Source organism: Streptomyces sp. PKA51 (genome assembly GCF_057552455.1).
In genome coordinates this window covers 548,259-563,137 of record NZ_BAAJPZ010000002.1, presented here as the reverse complement: position 1 = coordinate 563,137, position 14,879 = coordinate 548,259, and the positions used below count along the sequence as shown (strand labels likewise).

Here is a 14,879-nt window from a genome sequence, read left to right as displayed (position 1 = left end):
GGGCCCGACAGGGTGCCCGGCGACAGGGAGGACATGTGACGGCAATGAACGCGACCGGCGCCCCCGGCCCGGCGGATGCACCGGACCGGGCCGGGTTCCGGGCGGCGCGGGACTTCCTGCTCGCCCACCGCGAGGAGTGGGCGGCGGCCTACGAGGGCTTCGCCTGGCCCCGGCCCGCGCACTTCAACTGGGCCCTGGACTGGTTCGATGCGATCGCCCGCGGCAACGACCGCACGGCGCTGTGGATCGTGGAGGAGGACGGCGGCGAGGAGCGCATCTCCTTCGACGCGCTGCGCCGCCGCTCCGACCGCGTCGCCGGCCGGCTGCGCGCCCACGGCGTACGGGCCGGCGACCGCGTCGTGGTGATGCTCGGCAACCAGGCCGAGCTGTGGGAGACGGCGCTGGCGGCGATGAAGCTGCGTGCCGTCGTCATCCCCGCCACCCCGCTGCTGGGCCCGGCCGACCTGGCTGACCGCATCGGGCGCGGCGGCGCCCGGCACGTGATCGTCCGCGCGCAGGACACCGCCAAGTTCGCCGGCCTGGCCGGTGACTTCACCCGTATCGCCGTCGGGGGAGCGCCCGAGGGCTGGATCTCCTACGAGGAGCCGGCCGGGGACGAGGAGGGCTTCACCCCCGACGGGCCCACCCGGGCCGACGACCCCCTGCTGCTGTATTTCACCTCCGGCACCACGGCCAGCCCCAAGCTCGTCGAGCACACCCACACCTCGTACCCCATCGGCCACTTGGCCACCATGTACTGGATCGGGCTGCGCCCCGGCGACGTCCACCTCAACATCTCCTCGCCCGGCTGGGCCAAGCACGCCTGGTCCAGCCTCTTCGCGCCCTGGAACGCCGAGGCCACCGTCTTCGTCCACAACTACACCCGCTTCGACGCCGCCCGCCTCATGGCGGAGATGGACCGCTGCGGCGTGACGAGCTTCTGCGCCCCGCCCACCGTGTGGCGCATGCTCATCCAGGCGGACCTGAGCGCCCTGCGCACCCCGCCGCGCGAGGCCGTGGCCGCGGGGGAGCCGCTCAACCCCGAGGTCGTCGAGGCCGTCCGGCGCGGCTGGGGGCTGACCGTCCGCGACGGTTTCGGGCAGACCGAGACGTGCGTGCAGATCGCCAACCCGCCCGGGCAGCGGCTCAAGCCCGGTTCCATGGGCCGCCCGAGCCCCGGCTACCGGGTCGTCCTGCTGGATCCGCACACCGGGCGGCCGGCCGACGAGGGGGAGATCGCCCTCGACCTGAGCGAGCGGCCGGTGGGCCTGATGACCGGCTACGCCGGCGACCCGGAGCGCACCGCCGAGGTCATGGCGGACGGCTACTACCGCACGGGCGACATCGGCGCCCGGGACGACGACGGCTACATCGTTTTTGTCGGGCGCCGGGACGACGTCTTCAAGTCCAGCGACTACAAGATCAGCCCCTTCGAGCTGGAGAGCGCCCTGCTGGAGCACGAGGCCGTGGCCGAGGCCGCCGTCGTGCCCGCCCCCGACCCGCTGCGGCTGTCGGTGCCCAAGGCGTACGTCGTCCTGGCCGAGGGCTGGGAGCCGGGGCCGGAGGCGGCCAAGGTCCTCTTCGCCCACTCGCGGGCCGTGCTCGCGCCGTACAAGCGCGTGCGCCGCCTGGAGTTCGCCGACCTGCCCAAGACCGTCTCCGGCAAGATCCGCCGCATCGAGCTGCGCGAGCGCACCGCACGCGGCGAGGGAACCGAGTACCGCGAGGAGGACCACCGGTGAGCAGCACCGTGCCCGCGCACACGGCGGGCCCCACCGACAGCCCGCTCCTGGAGGAGACCATCGGGGCGAACCTCGCCCGCGCCGTCGCCCGCTTCGGCGACCGGGACGCGCTCGTCGACGTCCGCGGCGGGCGCCGCTGGACGTACGCCGAGTTCGGCCGGGCCGTGGAGGAGGTCGCCCTCGGGCTGCTCGCCAAGGGGGTGGCCAAGGGCGAGCGGGTCGGCATCTGGGCCGTCAACTGCCCCGAATGGGTGCTGATCCAGTACGCCACCGCCCGCATCGGCGCCGTCATGGTCAACGTCAACCCGGCCTACCGCGTGCACGAGCTGGGGTATGTGCTGCGGCAGGCGGGCGTCAGTGTGCTCGTCGCCTCGACCGCGTACAAGACGAGCGACTACCGGCACATGGCCGCGCAGGTGCGCGGCGACTGCCCTGCCCTGCGCGACGTCGTCTTCATCGGCGATCCCGGGTGGGACGAGCTGATGGACCTCGGCCGCGGCACCGACCCCGCTCTGCTCGCCGCCCGCGAGGCCGAGTTGAGCTGCCACGACGCGGTCAACATCCAGTACACCTCGGGCACCACCGGCTTCCCCAAGGGCGCCACCCTCTCGCACCGCAACATCCTCAACAACGGCTACCTGGTGGGGGAGGGCCTCGGCTACGGAGAGGAGGACCGCATTGCTCTACCCGTGCCCTTCTACCACTGCTTCGGCATGGTCATGGGCAATCTCGCGGCCACCTCGCACGGCGCCTGCATCGTCATCCCGGCACCCGTCTTCGACCCCACCGCCACCCTGCACGCGGTCGAACGCGAGCGCTGCACCTCGCTGTACGGGGTGCCGACGATGTTCATCGCCGAGCTGGGCCTGCCGGACTTCGCCACCTACGACCTGTCCTCCCTGCGCACGGGCATCATGGCCGGCTCGCCCTGCCCGTCGGAGGTGATGAAGCGGGTGGTCGCCGAGATGCACATGGCCGAGGTCGCCATCTGCTACGGCATGACGGAGACCTCCCCGGTCTCCACCCAGACCCGGCGCGACGACGACCTCGAACGCCGCACCGGCACGGTGGGGCTCGTCCTGCCGCACACCGAGGTGAAGATCGTCGACCCGGGGACGGGCGCCACGGTGGGCCGGGGCGAGCCGGGCGAGCTGTGCACCCGCGGCCACGGGGTGATGCTCGGCTACTGGAACGACCCCGATCGCACGGCCGAGGTCGTCGACGCCGAGCGCTGGATGCACACCGGCGACCTCGCCGAGATGGACGAGGACGGCTATGTGCGCATCGTGGGCCGCATCAAGGACATGATCATCAGGGGTGGGGAGAACGTCTACCCGCGCGAGATCGAGGAGTTCCTGCACACCCACCCGAAGATCGCCGACGTGCAGGTCGTCGGGGTCCCCGACGCGAAGTACGGCGAGGAGATCATGGCCTGCGTCGTCCTGCGGGACCCGGCCGACCCCCTCACCCGCGAGGAGCTCGCCGCCTACTGCGACGGCCGGCTCGCGCACTACAAGGTGCCGGGCCACCTGAGGGTGATGGACGCCTTCCCCATGACCGTCAGCGGCAAGGTGCGCAAGGTCGAGCTGCGGGAACAGGGCGCGGCCCTGCTGGCCGGGCCGAGCCCGGGCGCGGGCGGCTAGGACGTTTCCTTCGGTCATCCGATCGTTGGCGTGAGCGCGTGCATGCCGACGACCGCCAGGGCCAGGGCGGCGTTGGTGTCAGTGCCCACGACAGTCCCCCTCCTCATCGTGCGACGCCCGCACCGCGCATCTCCTCCCACCCGGCCGTGGACCCGGTGCCGTCCTTCGGCCCCGGGCCCAGGGCCGCCGCAGTCGCACAAGGTGGCGAGTGGAGCAGTTCTCGATCCGTGCCAGGTGGCCCGACCGACGCCACTGGTTGAAAGCCGCGACCGCGGGACCGCACCACCGCCGGCGGCGATGCGAGGCAGCTGGAGGTGGGAGACGGTCGCGAGTGCCGGGAAGGAGTGCTGGACACACTCGACCAGAGCCGGGTGCGGCTACCGAGAGGATGTGCCGATGGGTTTCTCGCTGCGAAAGGCACCGATGGTGCTCGGCTGCGCACTGGTCCTGATGGTGGTGGCCACGGCAGCCGTGTGGCTGAGCATCCGCATCACCCCCTTGCAGTCGGTGTCTGTGGCCGGACAGACCGTCCAGGTGGGCGCCGCACCGCCGGACGGTGACCTGTCCGGGCCGGGCGAGCTCGAGCTGTTCGGGCAGAAGCTGGCCACAAGGCCACATTTCGACGGGCCCATCCGGCCGCGCCTGAAGCTCACCCACATCACTGTCGACGCCGAAGTGACCAAGCTCCTGCGGTCCGGACAGGGACAGGCCGAGCTGTCCCGCGCGGGCGGGAAACTGGTGTCGGGCTGGTGGCGCTACGCCCTGTGGGAGACCGCCGTGTCCGCAGGCGTCGTATTGGTCGTCATCGCCGCGGCGACGGGCCTCCGGCGCACGCCACCCCACCGTACGGCCGTGCTGCTGGGCAGCGGCCTGGTCATGGTGATCGCGCTGAACGGCATCGGCTTCTCCTTGCTCGCCGCCGGCACGCCCCGCGTCCTGCACGAGGTGCGGACGCTGGAAGACCTCGTCGGCAGGGCACCGCTCACCCCCGTCCAGCCGGCCTCCGGGCCGGCACTGTCCGGTGTGCGGGCGGTGGTCCTGGGCGACTCGACGGCGGCCGGTTCCGGCAACAGGCCGCTCCAGGACGGCGACGCCCTGGACCGGGCCTGCGACCGCAGCCGTGATGCGTTCGCCAGGAAGCTGGCCGATGTGAACGACTGGGACGTCCTCAACCTGGCCTGCTCCGGCGCCACCGTACGAGACGGCGTCCTCGGCCCGCAGAAGCTCACCGAGCAGACGGCCCAGCCCCAGCTCGCGGTCGCCCAGCGGGCCGCCCACGCCTCGGTGGTCGCCCTCAGCATCGGTGCCAACGACGTGCGCTGGCAGGACCTGGTCCGGCTGTGCGCCGCGGCCCCGGCCTGTGACGACCGGGCGACCAACGCCTACTTCCGCGACCGGCTCGCCCACTTCGCACTCGACTACCAGGAACTGCTGAGGCAGCTCGCCGCCCTGCCGCAGCGCCCCAGGGTCCTGGTCAACGAGTACTACGAACCCTTCGGTCGTACGGTCGACTGCCTGACGAAGGAAGGTCTGACCACGCAGAAGGCACAGGTCCTGCGGTCCCGGCTGGCCGAGCTCAACGCCGTACTGCGGCAGGGGGCCCTCGCTTCCGGGTTCACCGCGGTTCGAGCGGACTTCAGTGGCCACGAGCTGTGCAGCAGGGATCCTTTCGTCCAGGGGCCGACGGACCGGGCGCCGCTCCACCCCACCGCGGCCGGCGAGCTGGCCATCGCTCTGGCGGACCAGCAGGCCCTGAGCCGCCCCCGGGCGGCGGCGCCCGCCTCCCCGGGCACGCCGGACGCGCAGCAGTGACCAGTGCGAGGGAACGGGTTCGCCCCGGGCCCGGCGAGTGGCCGGGGCCCGGGGCGAGGGGGGAGGGGGGAGGGGGGAGGGGGCCTTACTGCGCCGGTACGGTCACTGGGACCCGGCGCGCCTGCGGCGCATGACGAGGGTGCCGCCGGCGAGGGCGAGCGCGGCGCCCGAACCGCCGACGATCAGTGGAGTCGTCGACGCCTGCCGCCCGGGCGGGTGCCCCGGACCGTAACCGCTGGAGAAGCCCTTGGTGTCGTACTCCGAGCCGGGCTGCTTGTCGGCGTAGCGCGTCTTGACCAGGTTCTGGTAGTCGGCGAGCGACACCGACGTCTGGCCGCCGAGGCCCTGCCGGGCCTGGTCGTTGAGCGGCTCGACGGTCGTGAGCTTGAGCTGGTACCAGCCGCGGATCTGCGGCTCGGTGAACACCAGCGTGCCCACGGTGGCCTTGCTCGCCTGGACGGCGTCGTCGTCGCCGTCGCGCACCGCGGCCAGGTGCCAGCCGCCGCCCGGGGTGGGCGCGAGCAACACCGTGGCGTTGCGCCCGTTGACGGGGGCGTTCAACGCGGACACGAGGTGGGTGAGCTTGACGGCCTCGGTGGCGACCGGCCGTGCCGTGCCGGCGACGAAGGCCGGCGTGATCTCGTTCAGCGCCACCGGGTCCTTGATGGTGAACGCCGGCAGGCCCTCGCAGGGATCGGCCTTCTCGGGGATCGGGTTCACCGTCGCGGTTCCGCCGCCCGCGGGCAGCGGGGCGCTGAGGAACCGGCAGACGCTGTTGCGCACCGCAGTCGACTTCACCGCGTCGAGGGCGGCCTGGTAGTCGGGGATGTCCGCCGGGAGCGGGTCCTTGGCCTGGGCCGGACCGACGGCGCACAGCAGCGCGGACGCGCCGAGTGCGAGGACGATGGACAGACGGGAGAGCCGGGAGACGGCCCGCTCGCTGGACGCTCTTGTGCCCCTGATGTAGCGCATGTCGCCTGCCTTAGCGGGAGATGCCGATGCGGGAGTGGGTCCACTTGAACGAGCTGTTGCTGACGTAGTCGTTGTAGTTCCACCACGTGTACGTGGCGGTGTCCGGCCACGGGTCACCGACGGCGATGGTGTTGTTCGACGTGTCGAAGCCGTAGACGACGTTCATGTGGCCGCCGCCGGACGTCCAGCCGATGCGGGCAGCGACCGGGCGGGCCGCCTTGACGTCGGTGTAGACCTGGTTGAACGTGGCCGCGCTGGCCAGGCCCGAGCCGGGGTGGGTCATGCCGAGGCTGCTCCAGCCCCGGGCCATGTCGTCGAGCGTCGCCGGCTGGTTGTTGCAGCCGTAGTACGGCTGTGCCCTGGTGCAGAAGTCCGTCTGCGTGGAGCCGTAGCCCTGGAACTTGGCGATCGTCAGCCCGGAGGCGACCCAGCACCACTGGGTCTTCTCCTGCTTCAGCATGCTGATGTTGTCGTAGCCCGCTTCGGCGTGTGCCGTGCCTCCCGCGGCCGCCAGCAACCCCGACACCGCCAGCGTCACCGCCGATGCCGTGGTCGCGAACCTGATTCTGCCCATATGCCTGCCTTCCCGTGTGATGGGTGCGACGAGTACGGGACTGATCCGGCCTCCCGGCAGGCGCCGGGTTCTCCCTTCCGGAGGGAGCCCGGTGCCCGCCAGGGCCAGCGACATGAGAGCACGCATGTGCCCGCGACATACGAGGAGTGAATAGGAACCTAGCTCAAGTGGGTGATTCGCCCGATAAGCATCCTGCGTGGGCTTTTTCGCGAAACGGAACCCGGTGACGCGGCCCCGCAAACGCCCCCGATCCGCGGGCCGGGAGGTGTCGGGAGCGCGGTTGCGTCCGGTCGGCCCTGGTGAATGCCATGATGAAATCACCGGATCCCGGGCGCGGCACCGGAGCCGAAAGTGATGGGAGCGAACACGCGGGTCTCGAAAGGGAAGAGAAGGCCCCCGGGAAAAGCGTGCGCCTCTCGAACAGCCGACACACCGCGCAACGCATCCGGACACGGGGGTACCTTCAAGGGCACCGGGTCACCAGCCGCCACAGCCGCTCGGGAACCGCCGATGGTGGCTCGGTCAGCGGCGCGCCGGTCCGGCGGATCGGCAGCGCCCGTAGGGCGCGGGGAACTGCGCGGCTGGCCACGACACGCCCGCAGACGGGGTGCCACCGCGAGGTCCGGGAGAAGCCCGGCGCCCCCTGCGGGGCGCCGGCGCACGTGGGCCGGGGGCGGTGGGGCGGCCCTTCGCGGGCCTTTCCCACCACCCCCGGTTCCCCCGTCGAACTCTTCCTCGTTCCCCCCGTTGTCCCCCGTTCCCTCCTGCGTTTCCCCCGTTGTTCCCCCGTGCTCCCCCGTTGGACGGGCCCGCGGTCCCCCGTGGCTCGCGGGCCCTGTGTTCAGTCTCCGCCTCGATCCGCTCAACTGGCCATGGGAGGAGGGCAGTTCAGAGCAAGAATTGAGGTTTCACGCAGCGTGCGGGACCCGGTGGTGCCCACGGTGCGCCATGGGGATGCGCGCCTCAGGGGCGGCCCGTGCGCAGCAGGTCGTCCGCCCAGTCGTTCAGGGCCTGCGGAGCACCGGTGAGGTCCATCACGAACAGCGGAAGGTGCAGGTCGTCCGCCCGGCACCGGGCGTCCCGGGCGTAGCCGGCGAGCGAGAAGCAGATGCCGGTCACGTCCTCCATGAGGCTGCGCAGCCACAGGCACTCCACGTCACGCAGCGTGGTGGGCAGGGTCGTGGGGTCGATCCGGGCGATCACCCGCGAGCCGCGGAGGTTCACTCCGGAGGCGGTGGGGGCCGCGCGGACGCCGGGTCGGCGCACGTCCGTGTAGCCGAGCCAGCGCAGGTAGCGCTCGGCCGACATGACCGCGTCGCGCTCGGTGCGGATGGGCACCGGGCGGAACGGCCCGGCGGCCCGCGGTCGCTGCCGCTCCCGGCCGGCCGCGGACCGGGGCGCGCGCTGCTCGGCGGCTCCGCGCTCCGTCGCGTCCGCCTGCGCCGCGCCCGGCTCGGTGGCGTCCCCGCGGGGCGGTACGACGGGCAGGCGGACCACGGTGCCGCAGGCGCAGCCCAGTTCCGGCCGGGGCCACTGGCCCTGCCGGTCGCACGCGGGGCAGCGCACCGCGACCCAGGAGTCGCGCCAGCTGCGGTGGGCCAGTAATTCCGGCGTCGCGTCGGCCGGCACGGGCAGGGTCAGCGGTGCTCCACAGGCGCAGGGGAAGGTCGGTGGGGTGAAGGAGTGCTCCCGGTGGCACGTGGGGCAGTGCACCGGCACGCTCTTGGCCATCTTCGGCTCCAGCGAAGGGTCCTAGGGGAAGTGGGGATCCCCATCGTCCACGATGCGGGGGCGGCCGGGGAGCGAATCGGCAAGGCAGGGCGGCTCATGTGCTCCGGACGGCGGCGCCGGGCGCGACCGGTCTTGTGTCGTGCGCCGCCGCCCGGAGGTTTACGGGGCCGCAGGGGCTCATGTCACGGAAGTGGTTCGAACTCCCGCACGGAATCGATGTTCGGGCCGTGCGGGGTGTTCGCCTCCCGGTCGATCATGATTTCGACGAGGACGGGCCGCGAGGTCGCCACTGCCTCCTTGCGGGCCCACTCGACGGCCGGCCGGATCTCCTCGGGCGTCTCCACCCGGCGGCCGGCGCAGCCGTACGCGGCCATCAGCGCCACGTTGTCGGTGCCCCGCTCGTCGTAGTGCACGTCGACCTGATAGTTCATGCCGTAACCGACGGACGCCTGCCGGATCAGCCCCAGGTACTCGTTGTTGAGCATGATCAGGACGAACGGGATGTCGTACTGGGCCGCCACCGCCAGCTCCTCCACCGTGTACTGGAAGCCGTAGTCGCCGACGATCCCCACCACCTCCGTCGCGCCCCGCCCCATGCCGCGCAGCGCCGTCTTCACCCCGATGGCCGCCGGCACCTCCCAGCCCAGCGGGCCGGCCTGCCCGCACACCTGGTAGTGCCGTGGGCGGTGGGCCCTTTGATGCTGGCCGCCCCAGATCTGGTACAGGCCGATGGCGGTCACGAAGTAGGTGTCCTCGCCGAACGCCTCGTTGATCTCCTTGTAGACGCGCGGCGCCTTCACGGGCACGCCGGTGAAGTCCTCCCGGCGGGTCAGGGTTCCCTTGAGATGCCGGCACCGCTCCCGCCACGCCCCCCAGCGTGCCGGCGCCCGTACGCCCCGGCGCCCGACCGCCTCCAGCAGCGCGGCGAGGAAGAGCCGGGCGTCCGAGACGATGCCGAGGTCCGGCTCGACCACCCGGCCCAGCTGGCCGGGGTCGACGTCCACGTGCACGAACGCGCGCCGTCCGCGGTAGACCGCGAGGTCGTCACCGGTGTGCCGGTCGCCGAAACGGGCCCCCACCGCCAGCACGAAGTCCGACTCCAGGAAGGAGGCGTTGGCATAGCGCTGCGACGTCTGGATGCCGGTGGTGCCCATGTTCAACTCGTGGTCGTCCTCGATGACGCCCTTGCCCATCAACGTCACCTGAAGCGGCACCCGCAGACGCTCCACCAGCGCCCGCAACTCCGCCGCCGCCTCGGCCAGCACCACCCCGCCGCCCGCCAGCACCAGCGGCCGCTCGGCCGCCAGCAGCATCTCCAGCGCCGCCTCGACCCTCGGCGGGTGCGGGGCCGCCGTCCGCAGGGGCAGCGGGGCGTCCAGCCCCGCGTCGTAGCGGATCTCCCGCCGCGCCACGTCCAGCGGAATGTCGACCAGGACGGGCCCGGGGCGCCCCTCCCGCGCGATACGGAACGCCTCCCGGAAGGCCCACGGGATCTGCGCCGCCTCCTTGACCTGCACGGCCCACTTGGTCACCGGCCGCACCACCGCCGTGATGTCCACCGCCTGGAACGCCTCCTGGTGCAGCTTGCCGGAGACCGCCTGGCCGGTGACGCACACCATCGGAACGGAGTCCGCGAAGGCCGTGTACAGCCCGGTCACCAGGTTGGTGGCACCGGGCCCGGACGTCGCCAGCGCGACCCCGACCCGGCCGTTCGTACGCGCCCAGCCGTCGGCCATGTGGGCGGCCCCCGCCTCGTGACGCACGATCAGATGCGCGATCCGCCCGTCCACCTCCAGGGCCTTGTACAGCGGCAGGATCCCCGCCCCCGGGCAGCCGAAGACGACGTCGACACCCTCGTCGCGCAGGATGTGCACGGCGGCCGCCATCGCCGGGACGATCGGCACGCTCATGCCGCCTCCCCCTTCGGCGTGAGGCCGGAGAGCCGCTCCACGCCCCGCAACAGGGCGGAATGGTCGAGCCCCCCGTCGCCCTGCGCCCGCGCCGCCGCCACCAGCGCCGCCACCAGACCCCCCAGCGGCAGCGCCGCACCCACCTCGCGGGCGGCCGCCAGGACGATGCCCATGTCCTTGTGATGCAGGTCGATCCGGAACCCCGGCGGATAGGTGCGCGAGAGGAAGTTCTCCCGCTTGCGGGACAGAACGGCGGAGGCGGCCAGGCCGCCGCCCAGCACGTCCAGGGCCGCGGCGAGGTCCACCCCCGACTTCTCCAGCAGCACCACGGCCTCCGCACACGCCTGCAAGGTGGCGGCCACGACGAGCTGATTGGCGGCCTTGACGGTCTGACCGGTGCCGTGGGGGCCGCAGTGGGTGACCGTCGTGCCGAGGGTGCGCAGCAGCGGCAGGGCCGCGGCGAAGTCCCCCGCCTCGCCGCCGGCCATCACCGACAGCGTCCCCTCGACGGCCCCCGCCTCCCCGCCCGACACGGGCGCGTCCAGGACGCGTACGCCGCGTGGGCCGGCGGCGCGGGCGAGGGCCACGGCGGTGCCGGGGGAGACGGTCGACATGTCGATGAGCAGCGTGTCGCCGCGGGTGTGCTCCAGGACGCCGCCGTCCCCGAGGACGACGGCCCGCACCTCGGCGTCGGCGGGCAGCATCGTGACCACCACCTCCGCCCCGGCGACGGCCTCCGCCACGGAGGCGGCGGGAACGCCGCCGCGGGCGGCGAGACGGTCGAGCTTGTGCGGTTCGAGGGTGTGGCCGGTGACGCGGTAACCGGCGGCGAGCAGATTCTCGGCCATGGGGGAGCCCATGACGCCGAGTCCTATCCAGGCGACGGAGGGCAGTGCGGGGGCCATGCGGTGTCCTTTCGGCGGGTTGGGGGCCCGTCAGGGGCGCGGGGCAGTGCCGATCTGCGGCTGCTGCCGCGTGGGCGCGACGGGCCACCGACGGCCCGCATCTGCGGGGTGCGTCGTGGCTTGTCGCGCAGTTCCCCGCGCCCCTACGGGGCGCCGTGGTACGGCCAGGGCGGTCAACGCAGCCACGTGAAGCGGTGCGGCGGAGCCGCCCGGTACTCCAGGCCGATCCACCCGCCGTACCCCGCCTTCGCCAGCCGCGCGAAGATGTCGGGGAAGTCCAGCGAGCCGGTCCCCGGCGCCCCGCGCCCCGGCGCGTCCGCGATCTGGACGTGGCCGGCGCGCGCCCCGTGGCGGGCGATGGCCTCGGCGAGGTCCTCGCCCTCCACCGCCAGGTGGTACAGGTCGAGGAGCAGGCGCGCGTTGTCCAGGCCGGTCGCGGCGTTCACGGTGTCGGCGAGCCGGGCGGCCCGCGCCGAGGACGTGAGGGGGTAGTGCGGTGATTCGGTCGCGTTGAGGGCTTCGACGAGCAGCACCGCCCCGGCGTCGGCCGCGGCCCGCGCGGCGAGCGCGAGGTTTTCCAGGGCGAGTTCGTCCTGGTGACGCGGGTCGGCCCCCTCGATCCGATTGCCGTACAGGGCGTTGAGGGCCCGGCATCCCAGGGCGCCGGCGAAGGCGGCGGCGACGGCGGTGTTGGCGCGGAAGCGTGCGGATTCCTCGCCGGGTACGGAGGCGGCGCCCCGGTCGGGGCCGGGCAGGCGGCCCGCGTAGAAGTTGAGCGCGACCAGCTGCGTACCGGCGTTCTTCAACGCCGCGGCCAGCGAGTCGAGTTCGTCGCGGTCCGGTACGGGCGTGCCGGGCCAGGGCCACCACATCTCCACGGCCGTGAAGCCGGCGGCCGCGGCGGCCGCGGGGCGTTCGAGCAGGGGGAGTTCGGTGAAGAGCATCGAGAGGTTCACCGCGAAGCGGTCCATCGGAAGCCGCCTCCTTCCGTATAGCGGAAAGTGATTTCCGAATCCACGAGGCGTGTCCTGCAGGCTGCCGCCGCCCCGCCGCCCTGTCAAGTACCGTGAACCCGTGCGACTGAGACTGGAGTTCACCACCGAGCCCTTCGATCTCGACGAACCCCCGCCGCACGCCGTCGCCGCCCGCGACGCCGTGCAGCGCGCCGCGCTGGACGCGGTCGAGATCGGCCCGTTCGGCAACACCGTCGAGGGCGGCGCCGAGGGCGTCCTCGGGGCGTTGGACACGCTGCTGCGCGAGGCCCTGCAGGCCGGTGCCACGCGGGTGTCGCTGCAGGTCAACGTCCTCAACGGGGAAGAGGCGGGCGACCGTTGAGCGAGCATCCCTTCCGGTCGGCCCTGCGCCCCCTCGTCGACGCGCTGGGCGGGGACATGCTGGCGCCGGAGGAGGCCGGTGAGGACGACGTGGTGCTCTCCTGGGAGGGTCGCGAGGTCGTCGCGGTGCGGTTGCCGCACCTGTCGGCCTCGCTCGGCGGGATACTCGCCGAGCTGGAGCGCCGGCACGGCGGGCCGCTGGCGGAGCTGGACCGTGCCACCAAGCAGGTGGTCGTGCGGAACCTGGAGGCGCGCGGCGCCTTCGCGCTGCGGCACGGGGTGGAGACCGTGGCCGCCGCGCTCGGGGTGAGCCGCTTCACCATCTACAACTACCTCAACCGCCAACGGGCGGCCGAATGACCGGGGTTTATTCAACAAACTGTTGACGCAGTCCCCCGGAGGGCGTTAGCTGTCCGCACGCTCGTCCGATGCGCCACGGAGATCTGCGGAGGTCTGCACCGTGACTGCGAGTTCGCCGCCGGGCCTGGCCCGGTTCAACGCGGCCGGGCAGGACGCCGCCCGCGCCGCCCTGCACGAGATCTGCACCAGCACCGCCTGGGCCGACGACGTCCTCGCCGGCCGCCCGTACCGCGACGCCGAGGAGCTGCTGGCCGCCAGCGACGCGGCCGTCGCCCGCCTCGGCGAGGCCGCGCTGGCCGAGGCCATGGCCGGGCACCCGCCGATCGGCCGGCCCCGGCCCGGCGATGCCGTCTCCGCACGGGAACAGCGCGGCATGGCGGACGCCCCCGCCGCCCTGCGGGCCGAGATGACCGAGCTCAACCTCGCCTATCAGGAGCGTTTCGGGCACGTCTTCCTGATCTGCGCCACCGGCCTGACGGCCGAGCAGTTGCGCGACGCGCTGCGCCGGCGCCTGGGCAACACCGCCGAGCGCGAGCGGGAGGTCGTGCGCGGCGAGCTGGCCGGCATCAACCGCCTCAGACTGGCCCGCCTGGCCGTGCAATCGCCCGCCGCGGAAGGGACGGTAGGACCATGACCGGGCATCCGGCGGCGACCGTCTCCACCCACGTCCTGGACACGGCCGCGGGCCGCCCGGCCGCCGGTCTCGGGGTGGAGCTGAGCGCCCTGTGCGCCGGCCGCTGGACCCCGGCCGGATCCGCCACGACCGACGCGGACGGGCGCTGCACGGGCCTGGCGCCCCTGCCGCCCGGCGCCACCGCCGCCCGGCTGCGCTTCGACGTGGCGGCCCGCCGCGCGGGCGGGGCCTTCTTCCCCGAGGTGACGGTGACCTTCGCCGTCGCGCCGGGCGAGCACCACCACGTACCCCTGCTGCTCAGCCCGTTCGGGTACTCCGTCTACCGAGGGAGCTAGCACCGTGATCCTGGGCCAGAACCAGTACGGCAAGGCCGAGACCCGCGTCGTGCGCATCACCCGCGACGGCCCCACCCACCACATCAAGGACCTCACCGTCTCGGTCGCCCTCTCCGGGGACATGGCCGACGTCCACCTGTCGGGGTCCAACGCCAACGTCCTGACCACCGACACCACCAAGAACACCGTCTTCGCCTTCGCCAAGGAGCACGGCATCACCTCCGCCGAGCAGTTCGGCATCCGGCTGGCCCGGCACTTCGTCACCCACCACGACCCCATCACCAGAGCGCGCATCCGCATCGAGGAGCACGCCTGGGGCCGCATCCCCACCCCCGGCCCGAAACACCACTCCTTCGTGCGCGGCCACCAGGAGACGCGCACGGCCCAGGTCACCCACGACGGCGACGGCTGGGAGGTGCTGACGGGCCTGAAGCACCTGACCGTCCTGAACTCCACCGACTCCGAGTTCACCGGCTACGCCAAGGACCGCTACACCACCCTGCCCGAGACCCGGGACCGCGTCCTGGCCACCGAGGTGCACGCGGTCTGGCGGCATGCCGCCGCGCCCGGCGACGCGGAACCGGACCCCGCCACCCCCTGGGACGGCTCCTACGAGCGGATCCGCGAGCACCTCCTGCTGGCCTTCGCCGCCACCTACTCGCTCTCCCTGCAGCAGACGCTCTACCGGATGGGGGAGCGCGTGCTGCAGGAGTGCCCCGGCATCGACGAGATCCGGCTGTCCCTGCCCAACAAGCACCACTTCCTCGTCGACCTCGAACCCTTCGGCCTGAAGAACGACAACGAGGTCTACTACGCCGCCGACCGGCCCTACGGGCTCATCGAGGCCACCGTCCTGCGCGACGGCGCCCGGCCGCGCATACCGGTCGACCTGACCAACCTCCCCTAGCCTGACCCCCGACCTGCGAG

At 72.8% G+C, this 14,879-nt stretch carries 14 protein-coding genes; 8 read left to right on the top strand and 6 right to left on the bottom strand.

All coding sequences use genetic code 11. The annotated features are described in order from the left end of the window. Window positions 1-44: 44 nt before the first annotated feature. The 3 genes from AC27L3_RS04895 to AC27L3_RS04885 all read left to right on the top strand — a co-directional run bounded on the left by AC27L3_RS04895 (window position 45) and on the right by AC27L3_RS04885 (window position 5,197). Window positions 45-1,742, top strand: coding sequence for an AMP-binding protein (locus tag AC27L3_RS04895; protein WP_487232813.1), 1,698 nt, complete (start codon window positions 45-47; stop codon window positions 1,740-1,742). Then, entirely contained in the window at window positions 1,739-3,385 is a 1,647-nt protein-coding gene (locus AC27L3_RS04890; RefSeq protein WP_487232759.1) for an AMP-binding protein, read from the top strand. The genes AC27L3_RS04895 and AC27L3_RS04890 overlap by 4 nt, the downstream gene beginning before the upstream one ends. 396 nt (window positions 3,386-3,781) lie before the next feature. Next, entirely contained in the window at window positions 3,782-5,197 is a 1,416-nt protein-coding gene (locus tag AC27L3_RS04885) for an SGNH/GDSL hydrolase family protein (protein WP_487232758.1), read from the top strand. Window positions 5,198-5,299: 102 nt separating this feature from the next. Here AC27L3_RS04885 and AC27L3_RS04880 read toward each other — a convergent pair whose 3' ends face one another. The 6 genes from AC27L3_RS04880 to AC27L3_RS04855 form a co-directional block, all read right to left on the bottom strand. Beyond that, a complete protein-coding gene (locus tag AC27L3_RS04880) occupies window positions 5,300-6,169 on the bottom strand; it encodes a hypothetical protein (RefSeq protein ID WP_487232757.1) in 870 nt (289 codons plus the stop codon). Window positions 6,170-6,179: 10 nt separating this feature from the next. Then, window positions 6,180-6,743 (bottom strand): papain-like cysteine protease family protein, encoded by a 564-nt coding sequence (locus AC27L3_RS04875; RefSeq protein ID WP_487232756.1) that lies wholly within the window; start codon window positions 6,741-6,743, stop codon window positions 6,180-6,182. Between the two features lie 963 nt (window positions 6,744-7,706). After that, window positions 7,707-8,474, bottom strand: coding sequence for a hypothetical protein (locus tag AC27L3_RS04870; RefSeq protein ID WP_487232755.1), 768 nt, complete (start codon window positions 8,472-8,474; stop codon window positions 7,707-7,709). A 182-nt stretch (window positions 8,475-8,656) separates the two neighbouring features. Continuing rightward, the gene (gene gcl, locus AC27L3_RS04865; protein WP_487232754.1) at window positions 8,657-10,384 is read right to left on the bottom strand and encodes a glyoxylate carboligase; all 1,728 of its coding nucleotides are present in this window, start codon (window positions 10,382-10,384) and stop codon (window positions 8,657-8,659) included. Beyond that, complete coding sequence (locus AC27L3_RS04860; protein WP_487232753.1) at window positions 10,381-11,289, bottom strand: 2-hydroxy-3-oxopropionate reductase; 909 nt, start codon at window positions 11,287-11,289, stop codon at window positions 10,381-10,383. Before AC27L3_RS04860 ends, gcl begins: the two co-directional genes overlap by 4 nt. A gap of 173 nt (window positions 11,290-11,462) precedes the next feature. After that, window positions 11,463-12,260, bottom strand: a complete 798-nt coding sequence (locus AC27L3_RS04855) for a TIM barrel protein (RefSeq protein ID WP_487232752.1) — start codon at window positions 12,258-12,260, stop codon at window positions 11,463-11,465. 103 nt (window positions 12,261-12,363) lie between these two features. Here AC27L3_RS04855 and AC27L3_RS04850 point away from each other — a divergent pair, with 103 nt between their 5' ends. The 5 genes from AC27L3_RS04850 to pucL all read left to right on the top strand — a co-directional run bounded on the left by AC27L3_RS04850 (window position 12,364) and on the right by pucL (window position 14,859). Continuing rightward, the gene (locus AC27L3_RS04850) at window positions 12,364-12,624 is read left to right on the top strand and encodes a hypothetical protein (RefSeq protein ID WP_487232751.1); all 261 of its coding nucleotides are present in this window, start codon (window positions 12,364-12,366) and stop codon (window positions 12,622-12,624) included. Window positions 12,625-12,680: 56 nt separating this feature from the next. Then, window positions 12,681-12,983: a helix-turn-helix domain-containing protein gene (locus AC27L3_RS04845; protein ID WP_487232812.1), complete on the top strand. Its 303-nt coding sequence runs from the start codon at window positions 12,681-12,683 to the stop codon at window positions 12,981-12,983. A gap of 100 nt (window positions 12,984-13,083) precedes the next feature. After that, window positions 13,084-13,617 carry a 2-oxo-4-hydroxy-4-carboxy-5-ureidoimidazoline decarboxylase gene (uraD, locus tag AC27L3_RS04840; RefSeq protein ID WP_487232750.1) on the top strand — a complete coding sequence of 178 codons (534 nt, stop codon included), beginning with the start codon at window positions 13,084-13,086 and terminating at the stop codon, window positions 13,615-13,617. Further along, window positions 13,614-13,952 (top strand): hydroxyisourate hydrolase, encoded by a 339-nt coding sequence (uraH, locus tag AC27L3_RS04835; protein WP_487232749.1) that lies wholly within the window; start codon window positions 13,614-13,616, stop codon window positions 13,950-13,952. The genes uraD and uraH overlap by 4 nt, the downstream gene beginning before the upstream one ends. Before the next feature lie 4 nt (window positions 13,953-13,956). Next, on the top strand, window positions 13,957-14,859 hold the full coding sequence (gene pucL / locus AC27L3_RS04830) for a factor-independent urate hydroxylase (protein WP_487232748.1): 903 nt from the start codon (window positions 13,957-13,959) through the stop codon (window positions 14,857-14,859). The last annotated feature ends 20 nt before the right edge of the window (window positions 14,860-14,879 follow it).

Bases quoted from the DNA above. Each gene is read 5' to 3' on its own strand.
- AC27L3_RS04895 (WP_487232813.1), top strand. From the start codon at position 45: ATGAACGCGACCGGCGCCCCCGGCCCGGCGGATGCACCGGACCGGGCC.
- AC27L3_RS04880 (WP_487232757.1), bottom strand. From the start codon at position 6,169: ATGCGCTACATCAGGGGCACAAGAGCGTCCAGCGAGCGGGCCGTCTCC.
- gcl (WP_487232754.1), bottom strand. From the start codon at position 10,384: ATGAGCGTGCCGATCGTCCCGGCGATGGCGGCCGCCGTGCACATCCTG.
- AC27L3_RS04860 (WP_487232753.1), bottom strand. From the start codon at position 11,289: ATGGCCCCCGCACTGCCCTCCGTCGCCTGGATAGGACTCGGCGTCATG.
- uraH (WP_487232749.1), top strand. From the start codon at position 13,614: ATGACCGGGCATCCGGCGGCGACCGTCTCCACCCACGTCCTGGACACG.
- AC27L3_RS04855 (WP_487232752.1), bottom strand. From the start codon at position 12,260: ATGGACCGCTTCGCGGTGAACCTCTCGATGCTCTTCACCGAACTCCCC.
- AC27L3_RS04870 (WP_487232755.1), bottom strand. From the start codon at position 8,474: ATGGCCAAGAGCGTGCCGGTGCACTGCCCCACGTGCCACCGGGAGCAC.
- AC27L3_RS04845 (WP_487232812.1), top strand. From the start codon at position 12,681: ATGCTGGCGCCGGAGGAGGCCGGTGAGGACGACGTGGTGCTCTCCTGG.
- AC27L3_RS04885 (WP_487232758.1), top strand. From the start codon at position 3,782: ATGGGTTTCTCGCTGCGAAAGGCACCGATGGTGCTCGGCTGCGCACTG.
- AC27L3_RS04875 (WP_487232756.1), bottom strand. From the start codon at position 6,743: ATGGGCAGAATCAGGTTCGCGACCACGGCATCGGCGGTGACGCTGGCG.